18 protein-coding genes and 2 riboswitches are annotated in these 24,570 nt (G+C 63.3%); of the genes, 14 read left to right on the top strand and 4 right to left on the bottom strand.

Annotated elements, in window-relative coordinates:
• Positions 1 to 52: 52 nt before the first annotated feature.
• From AB0305_RS01425 to AB0305_RS01410, 4 genes are all read left to right on the top strand, one after another.
• Positions 53 to 1,393: a C4-dicarboxylate transporter DctA gene (locus AB0305_RS01425; RefSeq protein WP_366170764.1), complete on the top strand. Its 1,341-nt coding sequence runs from the start codon at positions 53 to 55 to the stop codon at positions 1,391 to 1,393.
• Between the two features lie 37 nt (positions 1,394 to 1,430).
• Positions 1,431 to 2,126, top strand: coding sequence for a GntR family transcriptional regulator (locus AB0305_RS01420; protein WP_366170762.1), 696 nt, complete (start codon positions 1,431 to 1,433; stop codon positions 2,124 to 2,126).
• 6 nt (positions 2,127 to 2,132) lie between these two features.
• Positions 2,133 to 2,717, top strand: a complete 585-nt coding sequence (locus AB0305_RS01415; protein WP_366170760.1) for a YigZ family protein — start codon at positions 2,133 to 2,135, stop codon at positions 2,715 to 2,717.
• A 103-nt stretch (positions 2,718 to 2,820) separates the two neighbouring features.
• Positions 2,821 to 3,507: a hypothetical protein gene (locus tag AB0305_RS01410; protein ID WP_366170758.1), complete on the top strand. Its 687-nt coding sequence runs from the start codon at positions 2,821 to 2,823 to the stop codon at positions 3,505 to 3,507.
• Between the two features lie 6 nt (positions 3,508 to 3,513).
• On the opposite strand, the gene AB0305_RS01405 is transcribed toward AB0305_RS01410, so the two are convergent.
• Positions 3,514 to 4,425 carry a LysR family transcriptional regulator gene (locus AB0305_RS01405; protein ID WP_366170756.1) on the bottom strand — a complete coding sequence of 304 codons (912 nt, stop codon included), beginning with the start codon at positions 4,423 to 4,425 and terminating at the stop codon, positions 3,514 to 3,516.
• A gap of 344 nt (positions 4,426 to 4,769) precedes the next feature.
• Between AB0305_RS01405 and gcl the strand changes: the two genes are divergently transcribed.
• The 5 genes from gcl to pyk all read left to right on the top strand — a co-directional run bounded on the left by gcl (position 4,770) and on the right by pyk (position 12,378).
• Positions 4,770 to 6,545, top strand: coding sequence for a glyoxylate carboligase (gcl, locus tag AB0305_RS01400; protein WP_366170754.1), 1,776 nt, complete (start codon positions 4,770 to 4,772; stop codon positions 6,543 to 6,545).
• A gap of 107 nt (positions 6,546 to 6,652) precedes the next feature.
• Entirely contained in the window at positions 6,653 to 7,435 is a 783-nt protein-coding gene (gene hyi, locus AB0305_RS01395; protein WP_366170752.1) for a hydroxypyruvate isomerase, read from the top strand.
• Positions 7,436 to 8,062: 627 nt separating this feature from the next.
• Positions 8,063 to 8,974 (top strand): 2-hydroxy-3-oxopropionate reductase, encoded by a 912-nt coding sequence (gene glxR, locus AB0305_RS01390; protein ID WP_366170750.1) that lies wholly within the window; start codon positions 8,063 to 8,065, stop codon positions 8,972 to 8,974.
• Positions 8,975 to 9,051: 77 nt separating this feature from the next.
• A complete protein-coding gene (locus AB0305_RS01385) occupies positions 9,052 to 10,371 on the top strand; it encodes a glycerate kinase (protein ID WP_366170748.1) in 1,320 nt (439 codons plus the stop codon).
• A 528-nt stretch (positions 10,372 to 10,899) separates the two neighbouring features.
• Positions 10,900 to 12,378, top strand: coding sequence for a pyruvate kinase (gene pyk / locus AB0305_RS01380; RefSeq protein WP_366170746.1), 1,479 nt, complete (start codon positions 10,900 to 10,902; stop codon positions 12,376 to 12,378).
• 6 nt (positions 12,379 to 12,384) lie between these two features.
• Here the strand turns inward: pyk and hemN are convergent, their stop codons facing one another.
• From hemN to AB0305_RS01365, 3 genes are all read right to left on the bottom strand, one after another.
• Positions 12,385 to 13,869 (bottom strand): oxygen-independent coproporphyrinogen III oxidase, encoded by a 1,485-nt coding sequence (gene hemN / locus AB0305_RS01375; RefSeq protein ID WP_366170744.1) that lies wholly within the window; start codon positions 13,867 to 13,869, stop codon positions 12,385 to 12,387.
• Between the two features lie 109 nt (positions 13,870 to 13,978).
• On the bottom strand, positions 13,979 to 16,111 hold the full coding sequence (locus tag AB0305_RS01370; protein ID WP_366170742.1) for a UvrD-helicase domain-containing protein: 2,133 nt from the start codon (positions 16,109 to 16,111) through the stop codon (positions 13,979 to 13,981).
• Positions 16,112 to 16,348: 237 nt separating this feature from the next.
• Positions 16,349 to 16,567: a hypothetical protein gene (locus AB0305_RS01365; protein WP_366170740.1), complete on the bottom strand. Its 219-nt coding sequence runs from the start codon at positions 16,565 to 16,567 to the stop codon at positions 16,349 to 16,351.
• Positions 16,568 to 16,621: 54 nt separating this feature from the next.
• Here AB0305_RS01365 and AB0305_RS01360 point away from each other — a divergent pair, with 54 nt between their 5' ends.
• The 5 genes from AB0305_RS01360 to gcvP all read left to right on the top strand — a co-directional run bounded on the left by AB0305_RS01360 (position 16,622) and on the right by gcvP (position 24,452).
• Entirely contained in the window at positions 16,622 to 18,799 is a 2,178-nt protein-coding gene (locus tag AB0305_RS01360; RefSeq protein WP_366170738.1) for an ESPR-type extended signal peptide-containing protein, read from the top strand.
• Positions 18,800 to 19,029: 230 nt separating this feature from the next.
• Complete coding sequence (locus tag AB0305_RS01355) at positions 19,030 to 19,356, top strand: hypothetical protein (protein WP_366170736.1); 327 nt, start codon at positions 19,030 to 19,032, stop codon at positions 19,354 to 19,356.
• A 166-nt stretch (positions 19,357 to 19,522) separates the two neighbouring features.
• Positions 19,523 to 19,620, top strand: a riboswitch (glycine riboswitch).
• Between the two features lie 13 nt (positions 19,621 to 19,633).
• Positions 19,634 to 19,764, top strand: a riboswitch (glycine riboswitch).
• A gap of 126 nt (positions 19,765 to 19,890) precedes the next feature.
• A complete protein-coding gene (gene gcvT, locus AB0305_RS01350; protein WP_366170734.1) occupies positions 19,891 to 21,018 on the top strand; it encodes a glycine cleavage system aminomethyltransferase GcvT in 1,128 nt (375 codons plus the stop codon).
• A gap of 41 nt (positions 21,019 to 21,059) precedes the next feature.
• Positions 21,060 to 21,440, top strand: a complete 381-nt coding sequence (gcvH, locus tag AB0305_RS01345; RefSeq protein ID WP_366170732.1) for a glycine cleavage system protein GcvH — start codon at positions 21,060 to 21,062, stop codon at positions 21,438 to 21,440.
• 72 nt (positions 21,441 to 21,512) lie between these two features.
• A complete protein-coding gene (gene gcvP, locus AB0305_RS01340; protein WP_366170730.1) occupies positions 21,513 to 24,452 on the top strand; it encodes an aminomethyl-transferring glycine dehydrogenase in 2,940 nt (979 codons plus the stop codon).
• Positions 24,453 to 24,570: the final 118 nt, after the last annotated feature.

Here is a 24,570-nt window from a genome sequence, read left to right as displayed (position 1 = left end):
GATAGACGAGAGAGGAGGCTCATGACATCTGAAATCCAAAGGAGGATTCACCATGCAACGCTTTACGCGCCCCTTGTTCGGGCAGGTTTTGATTGCCTTGGCGGTGGGCATCGCGCTGGGCATCTGGGCGCCTGAATTTGCGCAGAAACTGCAGCCGCTCGGCGACGGCTTTCTGAAGCTGATCAAGATGCTGATTGCGCCGATCGTGTTCTCGGTGGTGGTGGTCGGGATTTGCGGTGCGGGTGAGCTGAAGAAGGTTGGGCGCGTGGGCGGCAAGGCCGTCATCTACTTTGAGGTCGTCACGACGATTGCGCTGGCGCTGGGCATCGGGCTGGCCTACGTGTTTGGCCCCGGCCACGGCATGAATGTGGACCCGAAATCGCTCGACCCGGCCGCCATGGCGTCGTACATGACGACAGCCAAGCAAGTGGAATCGACCGGCGTGGCCGCGTTCTTCCTCAAGCTGATTCCGGATACGTTCGTCAGCGGCTTTGTGAAGGGCGACATCCTGCAAGTGCTGCTGGTGTCGATCCTGTTCGGCTGCTCGCTGTCGCTGCTGGGTGAGCGCACCAAGCCGCTGGTGAATCTGATCGATCAGCTCTCGCACGTGCTGTTCCGCATGATGGCGGTGATCATCCGCCTGGCGCCGCTGGGCGTGCTGGGCGCGGTGGCCTTCACGGTGGGCAAGTACGGCGCAGGTTCGCTCAAGCAGCTGGGCTTCCTGGTGCTGCTGTTCTATGCAGCGGTGGCGATCTTCGTGGTGGTGGTGCTGGGCGGCATCCTGCGCCTGGCGGGCTTCAACATCTTCAAGCTGATCCGTTTTCTGCGTGCTGAGTTGCTGGTGGTGTTGGGGACGGCTTCGTCCGATGCGGTGCTGCCGTCGGTCATGAACAAGCTCGAGAAGATGGGCATCAAGCGCTCGGTGGTGGGTCTGGTGATCCCGACCGGGTACTCGTTCAATCTGGATGCATTCTCGATTTACCTGACGCTCGCGGCCGTCTTCATCGCCCAGGCGACCAACACGCCGCTGGCGTTCCAGGATTTGCTGCTGATCCTGGGTGTGGCGCTGGTCACCTCCAAGGGCGCGCACGGCATTCCGGGGTCGGCCATTGTGATCCTGGCGGCCACGCTGTCAGTCATTCCCGCCATTCCGGCCATCGGCCTGGTGCTGGTGCTCTCCGTCGACTGGTTCATCGGCATTGCCCGCGCACTGGGCAACCTGATCGGCAACTGCGTCGCCACCGTGGTCATCGCCGCGTGGGAGAAAGACATCGACCGTGTGCGTGCCAACGCGGTGCTGGACGGCAAGATCGACATCACCGAAGAAGGCGAAGCGGTTGCCCACGGCCACGGTGTGGCGACACCGGCCGCCCACACGCTGCCGCATGCCTGAAGCGGCCCTCCTGTCGGACGGCGGTAAAATTGGCCCCATGACCGAAACCACCGCCGCCGACATCTCCTCCGAAGGCATTGCCGACGACATCGCCCAGGCGATCGTCGCGCACCGTTTGCCGCCCGGCACCAAGCTGCGCGAAGAGGCGCTGGCGAAGGTGTACGGCGTCAGCCGCACGAAGATCCGCGCCGCGCTGTTGATGCTGGCCAAGGACAAGCTGATCCGCATGGAGCCGGATCGCGGCGCGTTCGTAGCCAAGCCGGACGAGACCGAGGCGCGCGAGGTGTTTGCCGTGCGCCGCGTGCTGGAGGTGGCGCTGGCGCGCGAGTTCATCGCCAAGGCCACGCCTGCCGACTATGCGCGGCTCGAGAAGCACCTGGCTGAAGAGCATAAGGTGGCCGCCAGTGGCAACGTCGCCGACGTTCCGCGCCGCAATCGCCTGATGGCCGATTTCCACCTGCTGATGGCCGACGTGGTTGGCAACAGCGTGCTCAAGGAAATGCTGCGCGAGCTGTCTGCGCGTAGCTCGGTCATCACCATGCTGTATCAGTCGACCTACGATGCGGTGCGCTCCTCCGACGAGCACACCGCGTTTCTGGAAGCCGCCAAGCGCGGCGACGTGGAAGGCGCCATCGCGCTCATGGAAGAGCACATGGCGCACACGGAGAGTTCGCTCAAGTTCGAATCGCCGGGTGGCCGCGCGACGGACCTCGTGGCCGCCCTCCTCGCCTGAGCACGCGTGGCGACGTACACACTGCGCGCGCCGGTCTCGGCCGAGCTCGATATCAAGAAAAGCCGCTTTATCGGATGGGCCATACCGGTCGAAGACCGAGCTGCGGCTATGGCCGTGGTGGCTCAGTTGCGCGCCGAGCACCCGACGGCCACGCACGTCTGCTGGGCACTGCTGGCTGGGGGCCAGTCCGGCATGTCGGACGATGGCGAGCCGTCTGGCACGGCCGGCCGGCCGATTCTGGAAGTGTTGCGCCATCACGATCTGGACAGCACCCTGGGCGTGGTCGTGCGCTACTTCGGCGGCGTGAAGCTCGGCGCGGGTGGGCTCGTGCGCGCCTACACCGATGCCATTGCCACCGCGCTCATGCAGGCCGAACGCGTGGAGCGTATCGCGCGCACCTCGCTCACGCTCGTCACCGACTACGCCGATGAGGCGCGCATCCGGCGGTGGATCGACGACCACGGCTATGCGTTGCTCGATGCCGCCTACGATGCCGGCGTCACGCTGACGGTGCGGCTGCCGGTCACGGACGAAGCCGAGGCGCGGGACACGCTGCGGGATCTGACGCAGGGGCGTGTGGTGGTGCGCTAAGGCCGGCTCGACTGCGGTGTGGCGGTCGCGCATGCAGGGCCCATCACATTGCCATCACCCAGCTGTGCTTCAATTGCGCCTTTTCATCACGCAGGAATTCCCTATGCGCTTTGCTCTCGGTCTCGTGCTGGCCCTTCCCATCATGGCGAACGCCATGACGATGCGGGATGCCGAATTTGTCTGCCCCATCGGCAAAGAGGTGTTTCAAGCCCAGCAGGCGGTGTCGGGCACGGTGTTCGGGCGCGAACTCGATCTGCGGCCGTACGGCGCAATCGCTGCGCCGGCGCCTTTGCCTAAGTGCCCGTCGAACGGCTTTGTGATGTTCTCCGAGCGTCTTTCCGACGCCGACCTGGCAACGCTGACGCCTTACGTCAACTCGCCCGAGTACGTAGCGCTCAAGGACAAGCACACCAACTACTACCTGGCCGCGCAACTCCAACGCAAGCTGGGCACGCCAGCGGACGAGGTCGCCTACACGCTGCTGCAAGCCACCTGGGAAGCCCAAGGCAAAGCGCAGTACAAACAATACGCGGCCGAAACGCTGGCCGCGTTGGAAGCACTGCTCGCACAACCGGATATCAAACCCGGCAACGCGCTGACGTTCCAACTGGTGGCTGGCGAGCTGGAGCGCCGCCTGGGCAAGTTCGACGCAGCCAAGGCGCGCTTCCTGCGTTTGCGTGATCAAGGCGATGGCGCCGGCAGCCTCGCCAAATCCTGGGTCGACTACGAGTTGACCCTCGTCGAGGCCAAGGACACGCTGCCCCACCCGATGCCTGACACCAAGCGGTAAACCGGCTCACCCGACGCGCGACCAATACCCCGGCTGCGCAAACACCGTCTTGAGGTGCTCGATAAAGAACCGGATCTTTGCCGGCACCGGCCGCTGCTGTGGGTACACGGCGAGGATGTCATAGTCGGGCAGCGCGTAATCGTCGAGCACCGTCATCAGCGCGCCGGATTCCAGCTCGGGCTGAATCTCCCACGTTGAACGCCAGCCCAGGCCCAGGCCCTCGCCCATCCAGCGGTGCAGCAGTTCGCCGTCGTTGCAGTCGAGATTGCCGTTGACCTTCACGGTGACAGCCTTGCCGTTCTGCTGGAAATACCAGCCGCGCTGCTGACCGCCCTGCAGGTTAAACGCGAGGCAGTTGTGCTTAGCCAGGTCATCCAGCGTGCGCGGCACGCCGTGCTTGGCGAAGTACGCAGGCGTGCCGCACACCACGCGCTTGTTTGACGCCAGGCGGATCGCCACGAAGTTCGGATCGATCGCCCCGCCAATGCGGATGCCAAGGTCGTACCCCTCGCGCACGAGGTCGACCACGCGATCGGTCAGGTTGAACGAGATGCGCACGTCCGGATTAGCGCGCAGGAAATCCGGTGCATGCGGCGCGACGTGCTTGCGGCCAAACGCGGCCGGCGCGGACACGATCAAGTGCCCCGTCGCCTTGTGCCGCCCTTCGGCGACGAGCAACTCGGCGCGGTCCAGCTCGCCCAGCGCCTTCTTGCACTGCTCCATGAACACCGCGCCCTGCTCTGTCACGGCAATGCGGCGCGTGGACCGGTGCAGCAACTTCACGCCAAGACGCGCCTCCAGCGCGTTGATGCGTCGGCCGATCATGACGGGCGTCACGTCCTGCGTGAGCGCGGCGGCGGCCATGCTGCCGTGCTCCACCACGGCGATGAACGCCTCGATCTGCTTGAGTTTGTCCATTCCATCCTTCCGGTTCGCAATGTCGAGACATTGTAGGAAGCATTGCGTACGCGGATTGCTGCTATCCAGCGCAACTCACCTGTGACGAATGACTGAAATGACGCGGGGTGATGTGATCGATGCTCGAGCAACCAGGCGAATTGGTGCGCCGCGCAAAATCACTTGTCCATGGCGTTGCGACGGCCTTCCGAGTCGTTTCGTTGATCGCGCGTTGCTGCGCCACGCAAAAACATTCAATACACGGAGTTCGCAATCAACTGACGAAAGCTGCGTTTATCGGTATCGGCATGCGGGAATAGGATCGGCTCCAACACATTCCCACCATCCCTTCCTGGAGACACCCCATGCCGAAGATGAGAGCGATCGATGCCGCCGTTGCGGTGATGGAAAAAGAAGGCATCACCACCGCCTTCGGCGTGCCCGGTGCCGCCATCAACCCGTTGTACTCGGCGCTGCGAAAGGCCGGCAACATCGACCACGTGCTGGCCCGCCACGTGGAAGGCGCCTCGCATATGGCCGAGGGCTACACGCGTGCCGAACCCGGCAACATCGGCGTGTGTATCGGCACCTCGGGCCCGGCGGGCACCGACATGATCACCGGCCTGTACTCGGCCTGGGCAGATTCGATTCCTATTCTGTGTATCACCGGCCAGGCTCCGCGCGCGCGCCTGTACAAGGAAGACTTCCAGGCCGTCGACATTGAGTCGATCGCCAAGCCGGTCACCAAGTGGGCCGTCACCGTGCGTGAGCCTGCGCTGGTGCCGCGCGTGTTCCAGCAAGCGTTCCACCTGATGCGCTCGGGCCGCCCGGGCCCGGTGCTGATCGACCTGCCGTTCGACGTGCAAGTCGCCGAGATCGAATTCGACATCGACACCTACAGCCCGATGCCGGTCTACAAGCCCGCGGCCACCCGTGCCCAGGCTGAACGCGCCATCGAGATGCTGTGCGCAGCCGAGCGCCCGCTGCTGGTGTGCGGTGGTGGCGTGATCAACGCTGACGCAGCCAAGCTGATGGTTGAGTTTGCCGAGTTGGTGAACGTGCCCGTGGTGCCCACCTTGATGGGCTGGGGCGTGCTGGCCGATGACCACCCGCTCAACGCCGGCATGGTTGGCTTGCAAACGTCGCACCGCTACGGCAACGCCACGCTGCTGGCGTCGGACTTCGTGTTCGGCATCGGCAACCGTTGGGCCAACCGCCACACCGGCAGCGTCGAGGTCTACACCAAGGGCCGCAAGTTCGTGCACGTCGATATCGAACCGACGCAGATCGGCCGCGTGTTCGGTCCGGACCTGGGCATTGTGTCGGACGCCAAGGCTGCGCTGGAGAAGTTTATTGAAGTCGCCCGCGACCTGAAGGCCGCCGGCAAGCTGCCGTGCCGCAAGTCGTGGAACGCTGACGTGCAGAAGCGCAAGCGCACGATGCTGCGCCGCTCGGACTTCGACAACGTGCCCATCAAGCCGCAGCGCGTGTATCGCGAGATGAACCAGTACTTCCCGCGTGACGTTCGCTATGTGTCGACCATTGGCCTGTCGCAGATCGCTGCTGCGCAGTTCCTGTCGGTCAACCAGCCGCGCCACTGGATCAACTGCGGCCAGGCAGGCCCGCTGGGCTGGACGATTCCCGCCGCAATCGGCGTGAAGGTGGCATCGCCCAACAGCGACGTGGTAGCCATCTCGGGTGACTACGACTTCCAGTTCATGATCGAAGAGATGGCGGTGGCCGCGCAGTTCAAGGTGCCGTACATCCACGTGGTGGTGAACAACTCGTACCTGGGCCTGATCCGCCAGGCGCAGCGCAACTTCGAGATGGACTACTGCGTCCAGCTCGCCTTTGATAACGTGAACGCGCCTGAGCTGAACGGCTACGGCGTCGATCACGTCAAGGTGGTGGAAGGCCTGGGTTGCAAGGCGATCCGCGTGTTCAAGCCGGAAGACATCGAACCGGCCTTCGCACAGGCTCGCAAGCTGATGGCCGAATTCTCGGTGCCGGTGATGGTGGAAGTGATCCTCGAGCGCGTGACCAACATCGCCATGGGCACGGAGATCGACAACGTGGTCGAGTTTGAAGAGGTGCTCGACCTGGAAGGCACCCTCACGGAAGCCGAAGGCGCCACCGCCTAACAGACCCCGTCGTTCCCGCGTAGGCGGGAACCTAGCGTCGTTTTACTGCATGCATAAAGCCACTGGGTCCCCGCCTGCGCGGGGACGACAAGCGCAAGGAGACCAACATGCCAAAGCTGGCAGCCAACCTGACCATGCTCTTCAACGAGCAGGCCTTCCTCGATCGCTTTGAAGCCGCCGCGCGTGCGGGCTTCCGCGGCGTGGAGTTCCTGTTCCCGTATGCGTTTCACGCAGACCAGATCGCGGATCGCCTGAACCGCTTCCAGCTCGACCTGGTCCTGCACAACCTGCCGGCCGGCAACTGGGACGGCGGTGAGCGCGGTATCGCCGTACTGCCCGATCGCGTGGGCGAGTTTCAGGAAGGCGTGGGCGAAGCCATCAAGTACGCCAAGGTGCTCGGCGTCAAGCAACTCAACTGCCTGGTGGGCATTCGCCCCGAAAGCGTGAGCGAAGACGCCGCGCGCAAGACGCTGGTGGAGAACCTGAAGTTTGCGGCCAAGGCGCTGAAGGCCGAGAAGATCGATCTGCTGATCGAGCCGATCAACACGTTTGATATTCCGGGCTTCTATCTGAACCGCACGCAGCAGGCACTGGACCTGATCAACGACGTGGATGCGTCCAACCTGTACGTGCAGTACGACATCTATCACATGCAACGGATGGAAGGCGAAGTGGCGAACACGCTCAAGCGCCATCTGGACAGGATCAAGCATGTGCAGTTGGCGGATAACCCGGGGCGTAATGAGCCGGGTACTGGGGAGATCAACTACCAGTTCTTGTTCAAGTGGCTGGATGAGATTGGGTACAAGGGCTGGGTGGGGTGTGAGTACAAGCCTAAGGCTGGGACGGTTGAAGGTCTCGGCTGGCGTGATGCTTACAACGTTGCTTGATGTTTTTGTGTTTGGTTTTTTGCCTTGGTGGTGCGCCTCTTGTTTCATCCCCTGCCGGGGCTGACTCACTTTCTTTGTCTTGCCAAAGAAAGTAAGCAAAGAAAGGCGCGCCCGAGATGGCGAAAGACTCCTTGAATTTATGTCGCAGAGAGGGGAAGGGAAAAACTCGCTTCGCTCAAACAGTTTCCCTTCCTTTTTCCTCTCTGCAACAGAAATTCAAGGCGCCATCAAGGGCAGGAACGTCAAAGGCCAAACCATCGAAGCACGACCGCAGCAGCAGTAGCAGCACAACGCGAAGCGAAGCGAGCAACAACAGCACCAAACAAGAGCCACCTTGGGCAGCACACAGATTGTGTGGCCGTACCCTGCCCTAGATGGCGCCTTGAATTTGTGTAAGCGGGCGGAAAAAAGACGGGGAACTGTTTGAGCGAAGCGAGTTTTCCCCGTCTCCGCCCGGTTACACAAATTCAAGGAAGGGGTCGCCATCTCGGGCGCGCCTTTCTTTGCTTACTTTCTTTGGCAAGACAAAGAAAGTGAGTCGCCCCCGGCAGGGGGTGAAAGGGAAGTGGACCACCAAGGCCCAATCCAACACACACAAACCATTCAACCCCAAGGAGACCCCTCACCATGGCAAACAATCTCAACCTCGGTTTCATCGGCCTCGGCATCATGGGCGCCCCCATGGCGGGCCATTTGCGCGCAGCAGGCCACACGCTCTTCGTGCACGACGTCAACCCGGCGCCGGCCGTACTGGTGGAAGCTGGCGTGACCGTCTGCACGAGCGCAGAAGAAGTCGCCAAGCGCGCCGACATCATCTTCATCATGGTGCCCGACACCCCGCACGTTGAAGCGGTGTTGTTCAGCGAAAAGGGCGTCGCCAAGGCGCTGAAGGACGCAGGCAAGGACGTGGCCGCCGGCAAGATCGTGGTCGACATGAGCTCGATCTCGCCGATCGCGACGAAGGATTTCGCTTCGCGCATCAACAAGACCGGCGCGCAATACCTGGACGCCCCGGTGTCGGGTGGCGAAGTGGGTGCCAAGGCTGCTTCGCTGACGATCATGGTTGGCGGCGAGCAAGCTGCTTTCGACCGCGTGGTCCCGCTGTTCCAACTGATGGGCAAGAACATCACGCTGGTGGGCGGCAACGGCGACGGCCAGACCACCAAGGTGGCCAACCAGATCATCGTGGCGCTGAACATTCAGGCGGTGTCGGAAGCCCTGCTGTTTGCATCGAAGGCCGGTGCGGACCCGGCGAAGGTGCGTCAGGCACTGATGGGCGGCTTTGCCAACTCGCGCATTCTGGAAGTGCACGGCGAGCGCATGGTCAAGCGTACGTTTGATCCGGGCTTCCGCATCGAACTGCACCAGAAGGACCTGAACCTTGCGCTGCAAGGTGCGAAGACGCTGGGCGTGGCATTGCCCAACACGGCGACTGCGCAGGAGCTGTTCAACACGTGTGCGGCCAATGGTCTCGGCAAGCAAGATCACTCGGCGCTGTGCCGCGCGATCGAGATCATGTCGAACCACGCGATCGCCTAAATGCATGCCTAAGTTGTGTGCACTGTCGCTGCCTTCGGGTGGCGGCAGTTCTTTTTGTCGCCTCCACGCTTTCTGCCATGCACAACGACTCCTCCGCCCAGGCCGCTTTGCGTGCCGCCTTGCCTAATCCGTCGCCGCGCGCCCTGCTGCACGGCTTGTTTGATACCGCTGTGGCCGTGGTCAGTGCTGCGCAGTGCCTGCCGCCGTATCTGCCTGAACCGCCGCGCGGTCGCACCATCGTCATTGGCGCGGGCAAGGGCGCTGCAGCCATGGCGGAAGCGGTTGAACAACATTGGCAAGGCGAGTTGTCGGGCCTGGTCGTCACGCGTTATGAACATGGTCGTGCACCAGGTACGACTGGCCGCATTGAAGTTGTCGAAGCTTCGCACCCGGTGCCCGATGCGGCGGGCCAACGGGCCGCGCAACGCATGGTTGAACTGCTCGATGGCCTCACCGAAGACGACCTCGTGCTCTGCCTGATCTCGGGTGGCGGCTCGGCGCTGCTGGCCGCACCGGCCAAGGGCTTGACGTTGGCCGACAAGCAGACCGTCAACCGCGCACTGCTCAAGAGCGGCGCGAGCATCGGCGAGATGAACTGCGTGCGCAAGCACCTGTCGTCGATCAAGGGCGGGCGCTTGGCGTTGGCCTGCGCGCCGGCGCGCGTGGAGACGCTGCTCATCTCCGACATTCCCGGCGATGACCCGACGCTCATCGCCAGCGGCCCGACGCTGCCCGACGCCACCACGTGCGCGGATGCGCTGGCCGTGATCAACAAATATGGCATCGACGTGCCGGAAGCGGTGCGCCGTCATCTGGAAAGCGGCGCGGGTGAAACGCCCAAGCCCGGCGATGCGCGCTTCGAAGGCCATCGCAGTCATGTCATCGCGACGGCGCAGGACGCGCTGGAAGCGGCTGCCGCACAGGCACGCGCACTCGGTTACGAAGCGCACATCCTGTCGGACAGCATCGAAGGCGAGGCGCGCGATGTGGCGGAAGTGCATGCCGGCATCGTGCGGCAGATCGTGGCGCGTAACCAGCCGTTCGCCAAGCCGTGCGTGATTCTGTCGGGCGGAGAGACGACCGTCACCGTGCGGGGCCATGGGCGTGGTGGGCGCAATGCTGAGTTCCTGCTCGCGCTGGGCGTGGCACTCGACGGCCTGCCGGGCGTGTATGCGATTGCTTGTGATACCGATGGCATCGATGGCTCGGAAGACAACGCTGGTGCCATCCTCACGCCGGATAGCCTTGCCCGTGCCGAGGCGCTTGGGTTGAAGCCCAAACAACTGCTCGACAACAACGATGGGTATGGGTTCTTTGATGCGCTCGGCGACTTGATTGTCACCAAGCCGACCCGGACCAACGTGAATGATTTTCGGGCGATTTTGATTACGGGGTGATTTGGTTTGAGGCTTGGATTTTTTGATGTTTTTGGTTCATCCCTTGTTTCATCCCCTGCCGGGGCTGACTCACTTTTCTTTGTCTTGCCAAAGAAAAGTAAGCAAAAGAAAGGCGCGCCCGAGATGGCGACTTCCCCTTGAATTTATGTCGCAAGGAGGGAGGGGAGGCAAACTCGCTTCGCTCAGACAAGCCTCCCCTCTTTTTCCTCTTTGCAACAGAAATTCAAGGCGCCATCAAGGGCTCAAACGGCCAAACCATCGCGGTTTTGTCGTTCCCGCGAAGGCGGGAACCCAGCGGCGTTTTAACGAAGCATGAACACCAACGACACTGGGTCCCCGCCTACGCGGGGACGACGGTGAACGCAGCGCCACGGGCGGCATACAGATTGTGTGACCGTGCCGCCCTAGATGGCGCCTTTCTTTGCTTACTTTCTTTGGCAAGACAAAGAAAGTGAGTCGCCCCCGGCAGGGGGTGAAAGGGAGTGGACCACCAAGGTCCAAACAAACCACCCACCGGAGCAACCCAAAATGCGCCGCTTCCGCAACACCAAAATCCTCGCCACCCTCGGCCCCGCCAGCAGCGACAAAGACACCATCCGCGCCCTCTTCGACGCCGGCGCGGACGTCTTCCGCCTGAACTTCAGCCACGGATCGCACGAAGACCACCGCAAGCGCTACGACACCGTGCGCGCGGTGGAAGCCGAGACCGGCCGCCCCATCGGCATCCTCGCCGACATGCAAGGCCCGAAGCTGCGCATCGGCACATTTGCCGATGGCCGCGTCGTGCTCAAGAACGGCGATCGCTTTGTCCTCGACCGTGACCCGACGCCGGGCGATGTCACCCGCGTGCACCTGCCGCACCCGGAGCTGTACGCCGCCACGGCGCCGGGCCAGTCGCTGCTGCTCGACGACGGCAAGATCCGCCTGGCCGTGGAGGCCGCGGACCCAACGGCCATCATCACCCGCGTGGTCGACGGCGGCCCGCTGTCGGATCGCAAGGGCGTGAACGTGCCGGATGCCGTCATCCCCATCCCCGCACTCACCGAGAAAGACCTGCGCGACCTAGACTTCGCGCTGTCGCTGGGGGTGGACTGGATTGCGCTGTCGTTCGTGCAGCGCGCTGAGGATGTGATCGCCGCGCGCGAGATCATCGGCGACCGCGCCGGCCTGCTCTCCAAGATCGAGAAGCCCGCCGCGCTGCTGCACCTGGAAGACATCGTGCAGGCCTCCGACGCGCTGATGGTGGCACGTGGCGACCTGGGCGTGGAACTGCCGCCCGAGCGCGTGCCCGGCGTGCAGAAGCGCATCCTGCGCATTGCGCGTCAGCACGGCAAGCCGGTGGTCGTGGCCACGCAGATGCTGGAATCGATGATCGAGGCGCCGGTGCCGACGCGCGCGGAAGCATCCGACGTGGCCAGCGCCGTGTACGACGGCACCGATGCGGTGATGCTGTCAGCCGAATCGGCCAGCGGCAAGCATCCGGTGGCGGCGGTCAGCATCATGAACCGCATCATTGCCGAGACCGAGCGGGACCCGCTGTACCGCAACCTCATCGACGCACAACACCAGGCCCCGCTGCCCACGCGCCAGGACGCGATCTGCGCCGCACTGCGCGACGTCACACACATCCTGGGGGCTGTGGCCACCGTCACCTATACGTCGAGCGGCAAGACGAGCCTGCGCGCTGCACGCGAGCGTCCGCTGGCGCCCATCGTCAGCATCACGCCGCGCCTGGACACGGCACGCCGTTTGGCGATCGCGTGGGGCGTGCACAGCACGGTCAGCGCGGATGTGACGAGCGTGGATGAGATGGTGGATGCGGCGTGTCGCGCCGCTGCGCGCGAAGGCTTTGCCGTGTCGGGCGATCAGATCGCCATCACAGCGGGTATGCCATTCGGTCAAGCGGGCTCAACCAACCTGCTGCGCCTGGCGGAAATCTGGCCGCAGACGCTCGCCACCGCGCAAACAGAAACCATGACGCAGCAGCGCGAACCGGCAACGGTCTGACGCAGGTCAGACCACCTTGGAGTAGCGCGGGACGACGGCCACGGGCTTGCCCTCGGCCTCGACAACGCGCTCAGTGCCTGTTGTTTGCAGGTGCGCATCGAACACCATGGCGATGCGTCGCACCAGCAATCGTCCCTGCGGCGAGATGACGATGCGCTCATCACCCACCTTCACAAGCCCGGCAGCTTCCAACGGTGCGAGCGCCTTCAACTCATCGGCGAAGGTGTGCTTGAAATCCAAGCCGTGGCGGGCGCCGAACGCGTGCATGTCCAGCTCGCACCCGCACATCAGCTCGCCAATCAGCGCACGGCGCACGTGGTCGTCGGGTGTGAGTGCCATCCCCCGCAGCACCGCCAGTTCGCCAGCATCAATGCGCGCGTAGTACGCGTCGAGGTTCTTCTCGTTCTGCGCGTACACATCGCCCACGCGGCTGATGGCGGACACGCCGAAGGCCAGCATGTCGCAATCGGCGTGTGTGGAGTAGCCCTGGAAATTGCGTTGTAACCGGCCTTCGCGCTGCGCAATGGCGAGTGCGTCGTCAGGGCGCGCAAAGTGATCCATGCCGATATACACATAGCCCTCGGCGACGAGGCGCTCCACCGTCATCGCGAGCAAGTCGAGCTTTTCGTCGGCGCAGGGCAGCGCGAACAGATCGATGCGGCGCTGCGGCTTGAAGAGATGCGGCAGGTGCGCATAGCTGTAGACGGAGAGCCGATCCGGCACCATCTCCAGCACGCGGTCGAGCGTGGCGTGAAAGGTCTCGGTGCGCTGATGCGGCAGGCCGTAGATCAGGTCGAAGCTGATCGACTCGAAGCCGAGCCGCCGCGCGGTGTCGACCACACGGCGCGTCTCTTCCACGCTCTGGATGCGGTGGACGGCGCGTTGCACGTCGGGGTCGAAGTCTTGAATGCCGAGGCTCGCGCGATTGAAGCCGATCTCGGCCAGCACGGCGAGCGTGGTGTCATCTGCTTGGCGCGGGTCGAGTTCGACGGAACTCTCGCCGTCGCTTGCCACGTCGAAATGCCGGCGCGTGGCGGCCATGACGGCGCGCATCTCATCATGGGCGAGGAAGGTGGGCGTGCCGCCCCCCCAGTGCAGTTGCTTGACTCGCCGCAGCGGGCCAATGTGCTCGGCCACCAGCGCCATCTCGCGCGCCAGCGTCTGCACGTAGCGAGCGCTGCGCGAGCGGTCTTTCGTGATGACCTTGTTGCACCCGCAGTAGTAGCAAAGGTTCTGGCAGAACGGCAGATGCATGTACAGCGACAGCGGCGCGTGCAGCGCGGGCGCGATCGCCGCACGGCGGTGCAGCGCGTCGAGGTAGTCGGCGTTGTCAAAGCCGTTGTGAAACCGGTCTGCTGTTGGGTACGAGGTGTAGCGCGGGCCGTGCGTATCAAAGCGCTGGGCAAGGTCGCGCACTTGCGGCGCAGACCAGCAGAAAGCCGCGTCGTTTGCGGCAGACGGAGCGTCGGCCGGCTTGGCAAACGGAAACATGGGCGCGAAGAGTATGGGGGCGATGTTTCATCGTAAAACGCCGCCTTGGGCGCCACGTTGATATGCGTCAACGTTGATCAACGCGCTAGCGGGTGCGCCATCTGCGCTGCTACGTCGCCACCGGCTTCTTGGCGGCCAGCAGCCCCTTCAGCGCACCGAGCCGGTCCTTGGGGGACATGGCGGGCATGGTGTCTTCGGGCGTCGGGCCGGCATCGTCGTCCAGCTTCATCTCCGCGATATAACGCGACGGCTCGCACACCACCGTTTCGCGCGCGCGCTTGCGCTTCTTGCACCAACTGATATGCAGGCTGCGCTGCGCGCGCGTGATGCCCACATACATCAGCCGGCGCTCTTCCTCGATCTTCTCGTCGGTCAGGTCGTCGTCTTCGCGGCAGTGCGGGAGGATGCCCTCCTCCACGCCCACGAGAAACACGTGCGGATACTCCAGCCCCTTGCTTGCATGCAGCGTTGAGAGTCGCACCGCATCCGGATCCTCTTCCCTGCCTTCGAGCATGCTGATCAGCGCGATGGTCTGCGTCAGCTCCAGCAGGTTCTTGCCGGTATCCATCAGCCCATCGGCGTTGTCGAAACCGGTGGCCGCATTGTCGTCACCTTCGTCGCTTTCTTTCTCGGGCTTGGTGCCTTTGCGCTTGAGCCAGTCGAGGAACTCCAGCACGTTGGTCCACTTGTTCTGGGCCTGGCGCTCGTCGTACGTGTCGTACAGGTAGGCCTCGTAGTGGATGCCTTCCATCATCTCGTCGAGCAGCGTGCCGGCGGGTTCCTTTGCGGCGCGGTCCGACAGCCGCACGATGAATTCGCAGAACACGCGCAGCGGCTCCAACTGGCGCGGCGCGAGCTGTGCCTCGATGCCGCCCATCATCGCCGCCTCGAACAACGACACCTTCGCCTGCCCCGCAAACGCGCCCAACACTTCCAGCGTCGCATTGCCTACGCCGCGCTTGGGCGTGGTAATCGCGCGGATAAACGCAGGGTCGTCATCCGCATTGGCGATCAGGCGCAGGTACGCACACAGATCCTTGATCTCGGCCTTGTCGAAAAAGCTCTGCCCGCCCGAGAGCACATACGGAATGCGCTCACGCCGCAGGATCTGCTCGAACAGCCGCGCCTGGAAATTGCCGCGATACAGAATCGCGTAATCCCGAAACTGCGCGCGGCGCTCGAACTTGTGCGCGGAGAGTTTGAAGACCACGCTCTCGGCCTCGTGCTCCTCGTCGTTGGCGCTCGTCACGTTGATGGCATCGCCCATGCCGTGCTCGCTCCACAGCGTCTTCTCGAACAGCTTCGGGTTTTGCGCGATGACCGCGTTGGCGGCGTTCAGGATGCGCACCGTGGAGCGGTAGTTCTGCTCCAGCTTGATGACCTTGAGGTTCGGGAAATCCGTCTGCAGCAGCTTGAGGTTGTCGAGCGTGGCACCGCGCCAGCCGTAAATGGCCTGGTCGTCGTCGCCCACCGCCGTGAAGGCCGGCGCGCGCAGGTGCGAGCCGCCTGCTAGCAGCTTCAGCAACTGGTACTGGCAGGCGTTGGTGTCTTGGTATTCGTCGACGAGGAAGTAGCGCAGGCGGTTCTGCCACTTCAGGCGCACCTCTTCATTGCGCGCGAACAGCTCGGCGGGAATGCGGATCAGGTCGTCAAAATCCACCGCCTGATACGCGTGCAGCGTGGCGACGTAGTTGCGGTAGACCAGCGCGGCCTGGTGGTCGTCGACGTTGTTGCTGGCGAGTGCCTCGGCAATCGCGGCTTCCGGGTCGACGAGACCGTTCTTCCACAGCGAGATCGTGCTCTGCACGCGGCGGATCAGTTGCTTGTCGGTGGTCGCCAGCTGCTCCTGGATCATGCCGAAGCAGTCGTCCGAATCCATGATCGAGAAACGCGGCTTCAGGCCCACGTGCTCGGCCTCGGCGCGCAGGATCTGCACACCCAGCGAGTGGAACGTACACACCGTCAACTGCTTGATGGGGATGCGCTTGCCGTCGGCGCGCGTCTGGCCCTCCATCAGCTTGGCCACGCGCTCCTGCATTTCCTTGGCCGCCTTGTTGGTGAACGTGACAGCGGCGATGTGCTTGGGTTCGAAGCCCTTGTCCAGGATCAGGTGCGCGATCTTCTGCGTGATCACGCGCGTCTTGCCCGAGCCCGCTCCGGCCAGCACCAGGCACGGGCCGTCGAGGTAGTGCACACCTTCGGATTGGGCAGCATTGAGCCCGTGGGCGAGACCAGAAGACATGGGGACAGGCGGAGAAAAGCGGGCGGGAAGGTACAGCGGAGGGCGATGGTAGCACGCGTGGGTCGTCGCCCTGAACACCCCGGTCCGCCGCGGATTGCACCCTTTCAAGCGCAGTAGTGGATCAGCGTTTTCTTATTCATTCTTAGCAAAAGGTCGGCCGGCCGGCTGAAAAATGCGGCGTTTTCCAATTGCGTGATGAATGAGATTCCGTGTATGTGGGCAAATTATTGATCGGCGTCAAATCTGGAAATAAGAATTTCCCAATGTTTGAGATTTACTGTTGAGGTGATCCATGATTAATATGCTATACACATGTTGCCACGATCCATATTTCAGCGTTGTTCCCTGACTTTCTTGTAAGACTATTCTGATATCAGAAAATCCACAATTTATTGCCATTGGTGCAAAAACTTGAAAAATTGATTCATTGATTTCTACAAACTCTGCAGTCGCCATCCATCGTCTTGGATTGGCGCGGAATTCCACTTTTATCTCTGCAGAGGTATTGAAATGAACAAGGCATATCGTGTCGTTTTCAACAAAGCGACCGGCGTATGGGCAGCGGTTTCTGAGATTGCGCGTGGGCGCGGGAAGGGGCGGACTGCGGTGAAGGCGGTTGGCTCTGCACTAATTGCGGGTGCAGCTTCGCTTTCCGCACCTGGGGCGATTGCCCAAGTCTTGATTGAGCAGCCTGATGCTGATGGACCAATCTCTTTTGGTAGAAATGCCACCGGCGCAGTCGTCGACTTTACAAACCAAGGGAACAATACTCGTCGCCTTACTGGCATTGAAAATGGCGTCGCGTCATCCGATGCCGTGACTGTCAATCAGCTCAATAGCACTCTCAATTACCTAGGCGCTCGCATCAGCACCGTAAATGGAGCTGTCATTCCCCCGAGCTACACGTTGGGCCCAGACAGCACGGGTGGAACAACGTACTCCACCGTGCCTGGGGCATTGGGTAACCTCGACGATCGCATCAAGACCAACACCACCAAAGTCAACAACCTGGACAACATCGCCGTCAAGTACGACACCGACGCGACCACCGGGGACAAGCTGAACTCCGTCACACTCGACAGCGGCACTAGCACGACGGGTGTCGCCATCCATAACGTCGCCAATGGCGATGTGGCCAAGGACAGCAAGGACGCCGTCAATGGTGGTCAACTGTTCGACGTCAAGAGTACGGCTGAGCAGGCTGCGAAGGCTGCCGCCAATTCTGTTCAGTACGACACCGACCCGACCACAGGCGACAAGCTGAACTCCGTCACGCTCGACAGCGGCACCAGCACGACGGGTGTCGCTATCCATAACGTCGCCAACGGCGATGTGGTTAAGGACAGCAAGGACGCCGTCAACGGTGGCCAACTGTTCGACGTCAAGAGCACGGCTGAGCAGGCTGCAAAGGCTGCCGCCAACTCTGTTCAGTACGACACCGACCCGACCACGGGCGACAAGCTGAACTCCGTCACACTCGACAGCGGCACCAGCACGACGGGTGTCGCCATCCATAACGTCGCCAATGGCGATGTGGCCAAGGACAGCAAGGACGCCGTCAACGGTGGTCAACTGTTCGACGTCAAGAGCACGGCTGAGCAGGCTGCAAAGGCTGCCGCCAATTCTGTTCAGTACGACGCAGCCGGTGACACTATCACGCTCAAGAATCCGACTGGTGGCACTGGCCCAGTGCAGATCAAGAACGTGAAAGCGGGTACGGATGACACCGACGCCGTAAACTTCAAGCAGCTTAAAGACGCAGGCCTAGTGGGCAATGATGGCAAGCTGGCCAACGCCGTGACATACGACAGCGATAAGAAAGACAGCGTCACGCTGGGTGGCCTGAAGGACGACGGCACGGGCACCATGGTTCCTGCAACGGCGCCGGTCAAGCTGTCGAACATCGCCAATGGCGTGAATGCCAACGATGCCGTCAACTTCAGCCAGCTCAATGGCGTTGGCAGCGCACTGGGCGGTGGCGCTTCCTTCAACAACGGCGTGTGGACAGGCCCAACGTATTCGTTCCAAAACGGGGACAAGTACCATGATGTCGGCGGTGCACTCGACAACCTGGACAAGCGCGTTTTCAGCCTGGAAGGCGGCTCGACGGGCGGCGGCCAAGACAACCCCCGATTTGTCGGCAGCGGCGGCGGCGAAATCCGTGGCCCGAAAGAGGAGGCGCAGGCTACCGGCAACTACGCGACGGCAGCAGGTGCCAACGCGGTGGCGTCGGCGGCGAACAGCGTCGCCCTGGGCGCCAACTCGGTCGCAGACCGCGAGAACACCGTGTCCGTGGGTTCTGTCGGTAACGAACGCATCATCACCAATGTGAAGGCCGGCGTGAACGATACCGATGCAGTCAACTACGGCCAGTTCAAGGACGTCAAGGCGCAAGCTGACGCCACCCAACAAGCCGTGGGCAATTTGCAGAGCCAGGTCAACCAGATCGACGGCAAGGTCAACCGCGTGGGCGCCATGAACGCTGCAATGTCGACCATGGTGGCCAGCGCGGCCGGTCTGCAGACCGACAACCGCATGGCGATCGGCACGGGTCTGTATCGCGGTGAAACGGCACTGGCGATCGGCTACCAGCGCAAGATCGGCTCGCGCGCCACGGTAACGATCGGCGGCTCCACCGCTGGCGGCAAGGAGTACAACGTGGGCGTGGGCGCTGGTTTCGGCTGGTAACCCAACGGCGTTGATTGTTTGAAGTTTGCGGACGCGTACCTCACGGGCGCGTCCGTTTTTGTTTGCGCGCCGACTTGCACGTCGCACGCAATCGTTTGTGCCCCTCGCTTTCTCCGTTGGCGTTACACGGCTTACGCGCTGTTACACGACCGCAGTCAGCTTTGCGCCGGAACGCTTCGTTATAGACAGGACAGCGGCTGAATCGGTCAGCCGCCCACCGGAGGAAAACCATGAACCGCATCGTCAAAGTCCTGGCTGTCACTGCCGTCGCCCTGTCCGCCACCACTGGCGCCTTCGCACAAACGCAATGGCAGAAAGATCACCCGCGCCGCGCCGAGGTCAACCACCGCTTGGCCAACCAGAACAAGCGCATCCATAACGAGGTGAAGGAAGGCGAAATCACCAAGAGCCAAGCCAAGGCGCTGCACAAGGAGGATCGCCAGATCCGTCAGGAAGAGCGCGACATGGCCGCCCAGAACGGGGGCCACATCACCAAGCAGGAACAACGCACGCTGAACCAGCAGGAAAACCAGGTGAGCCGCCAGATCGGCAAGTGAGCGGCAACTGAGCCGCGTTTCCGACGACCCGCGATCGGCCGCACCTCGGGCTGGGCGATATCGACACGCCGCGCGAGGTGCGGCCAGTTTTTTGGACAGCGTGACCGCCAAAAAACGCCGCCGATTTGTCCTGATTGACAATCCCAGCCCCCTTCCGTACATTCCGCGCATCCATCCGGGAGAGCGCGCCAGCCACATCAGGTCTGTCGCCGCCGAAGGGGTAGCACCCGAAAACTCTCAGGCATCCAGGACCGGGTGGATCGGCCAGACATGCGTCTGACCGCACTCTGGAGAGCTGGCGCTGCACGACCACTGCAGGCGCCCACCGAAGGGGCTCACGAACCGGCGCGCACCGCTATGCGTACCGCGCTTCGCAATCTCTCAGGTACCAAGGACAGAGGGGCCATCTGCGCGGCTTGCATCTTCATGGCGTCACCATGAGGCATCAGGCTGCGCAGGTGGCCTTTTTGCTTTTCTGGTCCCGAATAACGCGCCACGCCGAGGCCACCGGCGGCGCCCAAGCCGAGAGATTCCATGACGCTCCAACACACGCCGCTCAATGCCATCCACCGCTCGCTGGGCGCCCGCATGGTCGACTTTGGCGGCTGGGACATGCCCGTCAACTATGGCTCCCAGATCGAAGAACACCATGCTGTGCGGCAAGACGCCGGTATCTTCGACGTCTCGCACATGTGCGTGGTCGACCTCACCGGCGCGCGCGTGCGCGACTTCCTGCGTGGGCTGCTCGCCAACAACGTCGACAAGCTGCAAACCCCGGGCAAGGCGCTCTACAGCTGCATGCTCAACCCCAAGGGCGGCGTGATCGACGATCTGATCGTCTACTTCTTCCGTGAAGACTGGTTCCGCCTGGTCGTGAACGCCGGCACCGCACCGACTGATCTCGAATGGATCGTCGCGCAGAACGAAGCCGCCGGCACAGGCGTGACCATCACCCCGCGCCGCTCCGATAACAACGCCGGCGCCGAGCCGCTGGGCATCCTCGCGGTGCAGGGCCCGAACGCGCGCGCCAAGACCTATGCCGCGCTGCCCGGCACGCAGGCCGTGGGCGAGGCGCTCAAGCCATTCAACGCGGGCTTTGTCACCGTCGACGGCGTGGGCGAAATCATGGTCGCGCGCACCGGCTACACCGGTGAAGACGGCTTTGAGCTGGTCGTGCCCGCCGCGCAGATCGCCGGCGTATGGGAGCGCCTGCTGCAGGCCGGCGTGCGCCCGGCAGGCCTCGGCGCACGCGACACGCTGCGTCTGGAAGCCGGCATGAACCTCTATGGCCAGGACATGGATGAGCACGTCTCGCCGCTCGACGCCGGCCTCGCCTGGACGGTCGATTTGCAAAGCGAGCGCGACTTCATCGGCAAGGCTGCGCTGCAAGCCGGCGGCCAGCGCGACCAGTTCGTCGGCCTGATCCTGCGTGACAAGGGCGGCGTACTGCGCGCCCACCAGAAAGTCATCACCCCCGCCGGTGACGGCGAGATCACCAGCGGCACCTTCAGCCCGAGCCTGTCGCTCTCCATCGCGTTGGCGCGCTTGCCCAAGGATGTCGCCATCGGCACCGACGTGCAGGTCGAGATCCGCGACCGCAAGTTGACCGCGACTGTGGTTAAACTGCCGTTCGTGCGCAATGGCAAGGCGCTGGTCAGCTGAACCCGAATTCCCATCATTCCAATCTTCCGGAGAAACCTTTCATGAGCAACGTCCCCGCCGATCTGAAGTACACCGAACACGACGAGTGGATCCGCGTTGAAGCCGACGGCACGCTGACCATCGGCATCACCGATTACGCGCAAGATGCGTTGGGCGACATCGTGTTCCTCGAGTTGCCGGACGCTGGCCGCACCGTCGCCAGGGACGAAGCGATTGCCGTGGTGGAATCGGTCAAGGCGGCTTCCGACATCTACGCGCCGGTGTCGGGCGAAATCGTCGCCAAGAATGAGGATGCTGTCGACGCGCCGGAGTCGGTCAACGCTGGTGCTTACGACGCGTGGCTGTTCAAGATCAAGCCGGCCAACGCCGACGACGTGAACGCCCTGATGTCGGCTGCGCAGTACGAAGCCAAGATCGGCTAAGCCGGTCCCCAAGCCGATGCGCGCTCAGACCTGCGCCGTGTCGGCTTTTTGCCTGAATTTCGAGCCCTTGCCATGAACGCTCCGCACCCCGCTTCCTCGGCGCTTGCTGCCGAACGCCCCACCCTGGCTGACCTGGAGGCGCGCGACGCCTTCGCACATCGCCACATCGGCCCGTCGGCCGACGAGCAAGCGCAGATGCTTGCCGCGCTCGGCTACGACAGCCGCGCCGCGCTGATCGACGCCGTGATCCCGCCCGCCATTCGTCGCCAAGACGGCATGCCGCTGGGCGAATTCACGCAACCGCTGACTGAAGAAGCGGCGCTGGCCAAGCTGCGCGGCATCGCCGGGCAGAACCGCGTGGTCAAGAGCCTGATCGGCCAGGGCTATTACGGCACGCACACGCCGGGCGTGATCCTGCGCAACATCCTTGAGAACCCGGCTTGGTACACGGCCTACACGCCGTATCAGCCCGAAATCTCGCAGGGCCGCCTGGAGGCGATGCTGAACTTCCAGCAGATGGTGATCGACCTCACGGCGATGGACATCGCCAACGCGTCGATGCTGGACGAAGCCACCGCCGCTGCGGAAGCGATGACGCTGCTGCAACGCATTGGCAAGTCGAAGTCGACCGTGTTCTTCGTGGCCGACGACGTGCTGCCGCAAACGCTGGAAGTCGTGCGCACGCGTGCCGAGCCGATCGGCGTGCAAGTGGTAACCGGCCCCGCTGCTGACGCTGCCAAGCACGACGCCTTTGGCGTGCTGCTGCAATACCCCGGCGCCAACGGTGCGCTGCTGGGTGATCTGTCGACATACCAAGCGCTGACCGATGCCGTGCATGCTGCGGGCGGTCTGGTGGTTGCAGCCGCTGACCTGCTGGCGCTCACGCTGCTGGTGGCCCCGGGCGAATGGGGTGCCGATGTGGTCATCGGCAACACGCAGCGCTTTGGCGTGCCGTTCGGCTTTGGCGGCCCGCACGCCGGTTACATGGCTGTGCGCGATGCATTCAAGCGCTCGATGCCCGGTCGCCTCGTTGGCGTAACGGTGGATGCGCAAGGCAACTCCGCCTACCGCCTCGCGCTGCAGACGCGCGAGCAGCACATCCGCCGCGAGAAAGCCACCTCGAACATCTGTACCGCGCAGGTGCTGCTGGGCGTGATGGCATCGATGTACGCCGTCTACCACGGCCCGCAAGGCCTGAAGCGCATCGCCCAGCGCGTGCACCGCCTGACCGCCACGCTGGCCGCCGGCCTGCGCGCGATCGGCTACACGCTGGAATCCGACGCCTTCTTCGATACGCTAACGGTCGCCACCGGCCCGCGCACGGCCAACCTGCACATCGCTGCACAGGCGCATGGCATCAACCTGCGGCAGATTGACGATGCGCGCCTGGGCATCTCGCTGGATGAGACCGTCACGCGCGCCGATGTGGTCGCGCTGTGGGATGTCTTCGCACACGCCGCTCACGCGGCTGCGCCGGACTTCGACAAGACCGAAGCGGGCGTTGCCGATGCGTACCCGGCATCGCTCATCCGCCAAAGCGCGTACCTCACGCACCCGGTGTTCAATGCGCACCACTCCGAGCACGAAATGCTGCGCTACCTGCGCAGCCTGGCTGACAAGGACCTGGCGCTCGACCGCACGATGATCCCGCTGGGTTCGTGCACGATGAAGCTCAACGCCACCGCAGAAATGCTGCCGGTGACGTGGCCCGAGTTCTCGAACATCCACCCGTTCGCACCCGCCGACCAGACCGTGGGCTACCGCGAGATGATCGACCAGCTCGAACAGATGCTGTGCGCCGCCACTGGCTATGCCGCGATCAGCCTGCAGCCGAACGCCGGCTCGCAGGGCGAATATGCCGGCCTGCTGATCATCCACGCCTACCACGCCAGCCGCGGCGAAGGCCACCGCAACGTGTGCCTGATTCCGTCGTCGGCGCACGGCACGAACCCGGCATCGGCGCAGATGGCTGGCATGCAAGTCGTTGTTGTGGCGTGCGATGAGCGCGGCAACGTGGACTTGGCTGATCTGGAAAAGAAGGCCGCCGAGCACAGCAAGAACCTCGCCGCGATCATGATCACGTACCCGTCCACGCACGGCGTGTTCGAGGAAGGCGTGAAGCGCGTGTGCGAGATCGTGCACAGCCACGGCGGCCAAGTTTATGTGGATGGCGCCAACATAAACGCCATGGTCGGTACCGCTGCACCGGGCCACTTCGGCGGCGATGTCTCGCACCTGAACCTGCACAAGACGTTCTGCATTCCGCACGGCGGTGGCGGCCCGGGCGTCGGTCCGGTGGCCGTGGGCGCGCATCTCGCACCGTTCCTCCCGGGGCGCGCGGCGTCGGGTGAAGACGCGAGCCAGAACATCGGCAACGTGTCGGCTGCTGCGTTCGGTTCGGCGTCGATCCTACCGATCTCGTGGATGTACATCGCCATGATGGGCGCCGCCGGCCTGACCGCTGCGACCGAGACAGCCATCCTGTCGGCCAACTACGTGGCCAAGCGCCTGTCGCCGTACTACCCGGTGCTGTACACGGGCGCGCACGGTCTGGTCGCGCACGAGTGCATTCTCGACATCCGCCCGCTGCAGAAGGAATCGGGCATCAGCAACGAAGACATCGCCAAGCGCCTGATGGACTTCGGCTTCCACGCACCGACGATGAGCTTCCCGGTGCCGGGCACGCTGATGATCGAGCCGACTGAGAGCGAGCCCAAGGTGGAACTCGACCGCTTCATCGACGCGATGATCGCCATCCGTGGCGAAGTCGACAAGGTGATCTCGGGCGAATTCGACCGCGAGGACAACCCGCTCAAGCACGCGCCGCACACCGCCAACGTGGTGATGGCCGATGACTGGCAACACAAGTACACGCGCGAGCAGGCTGCCTACCCCGTGGCATCGCTGCGCGCGCGCAAGTACTGGCCGCCGGTCGGCCGTGCGGACAACGTCTACGGCGATCGCAACCTGTTCTGCGCCTGCGTGCCGATGAGCGAGTACGCGCAAGACTAAGCCGGCAATTCGGGCGCGCTCATGATCGCGCTACGCCACAGGCGGCCGCCTCGCACCACGGGGCGGCCGTTTGCATCTGAATACCCCGTGCGTGGTGGCCACAAGCCGCCCGCCCCTT

This window comes from Arthrobacter sp. NPDC080086, assembly GCF_040702285.1.
The sequence above is the reverse complement of the archived record's forward strand: the minus strand, read 5'-3'. Positions and strand labels throughout refer to the sequence as shown.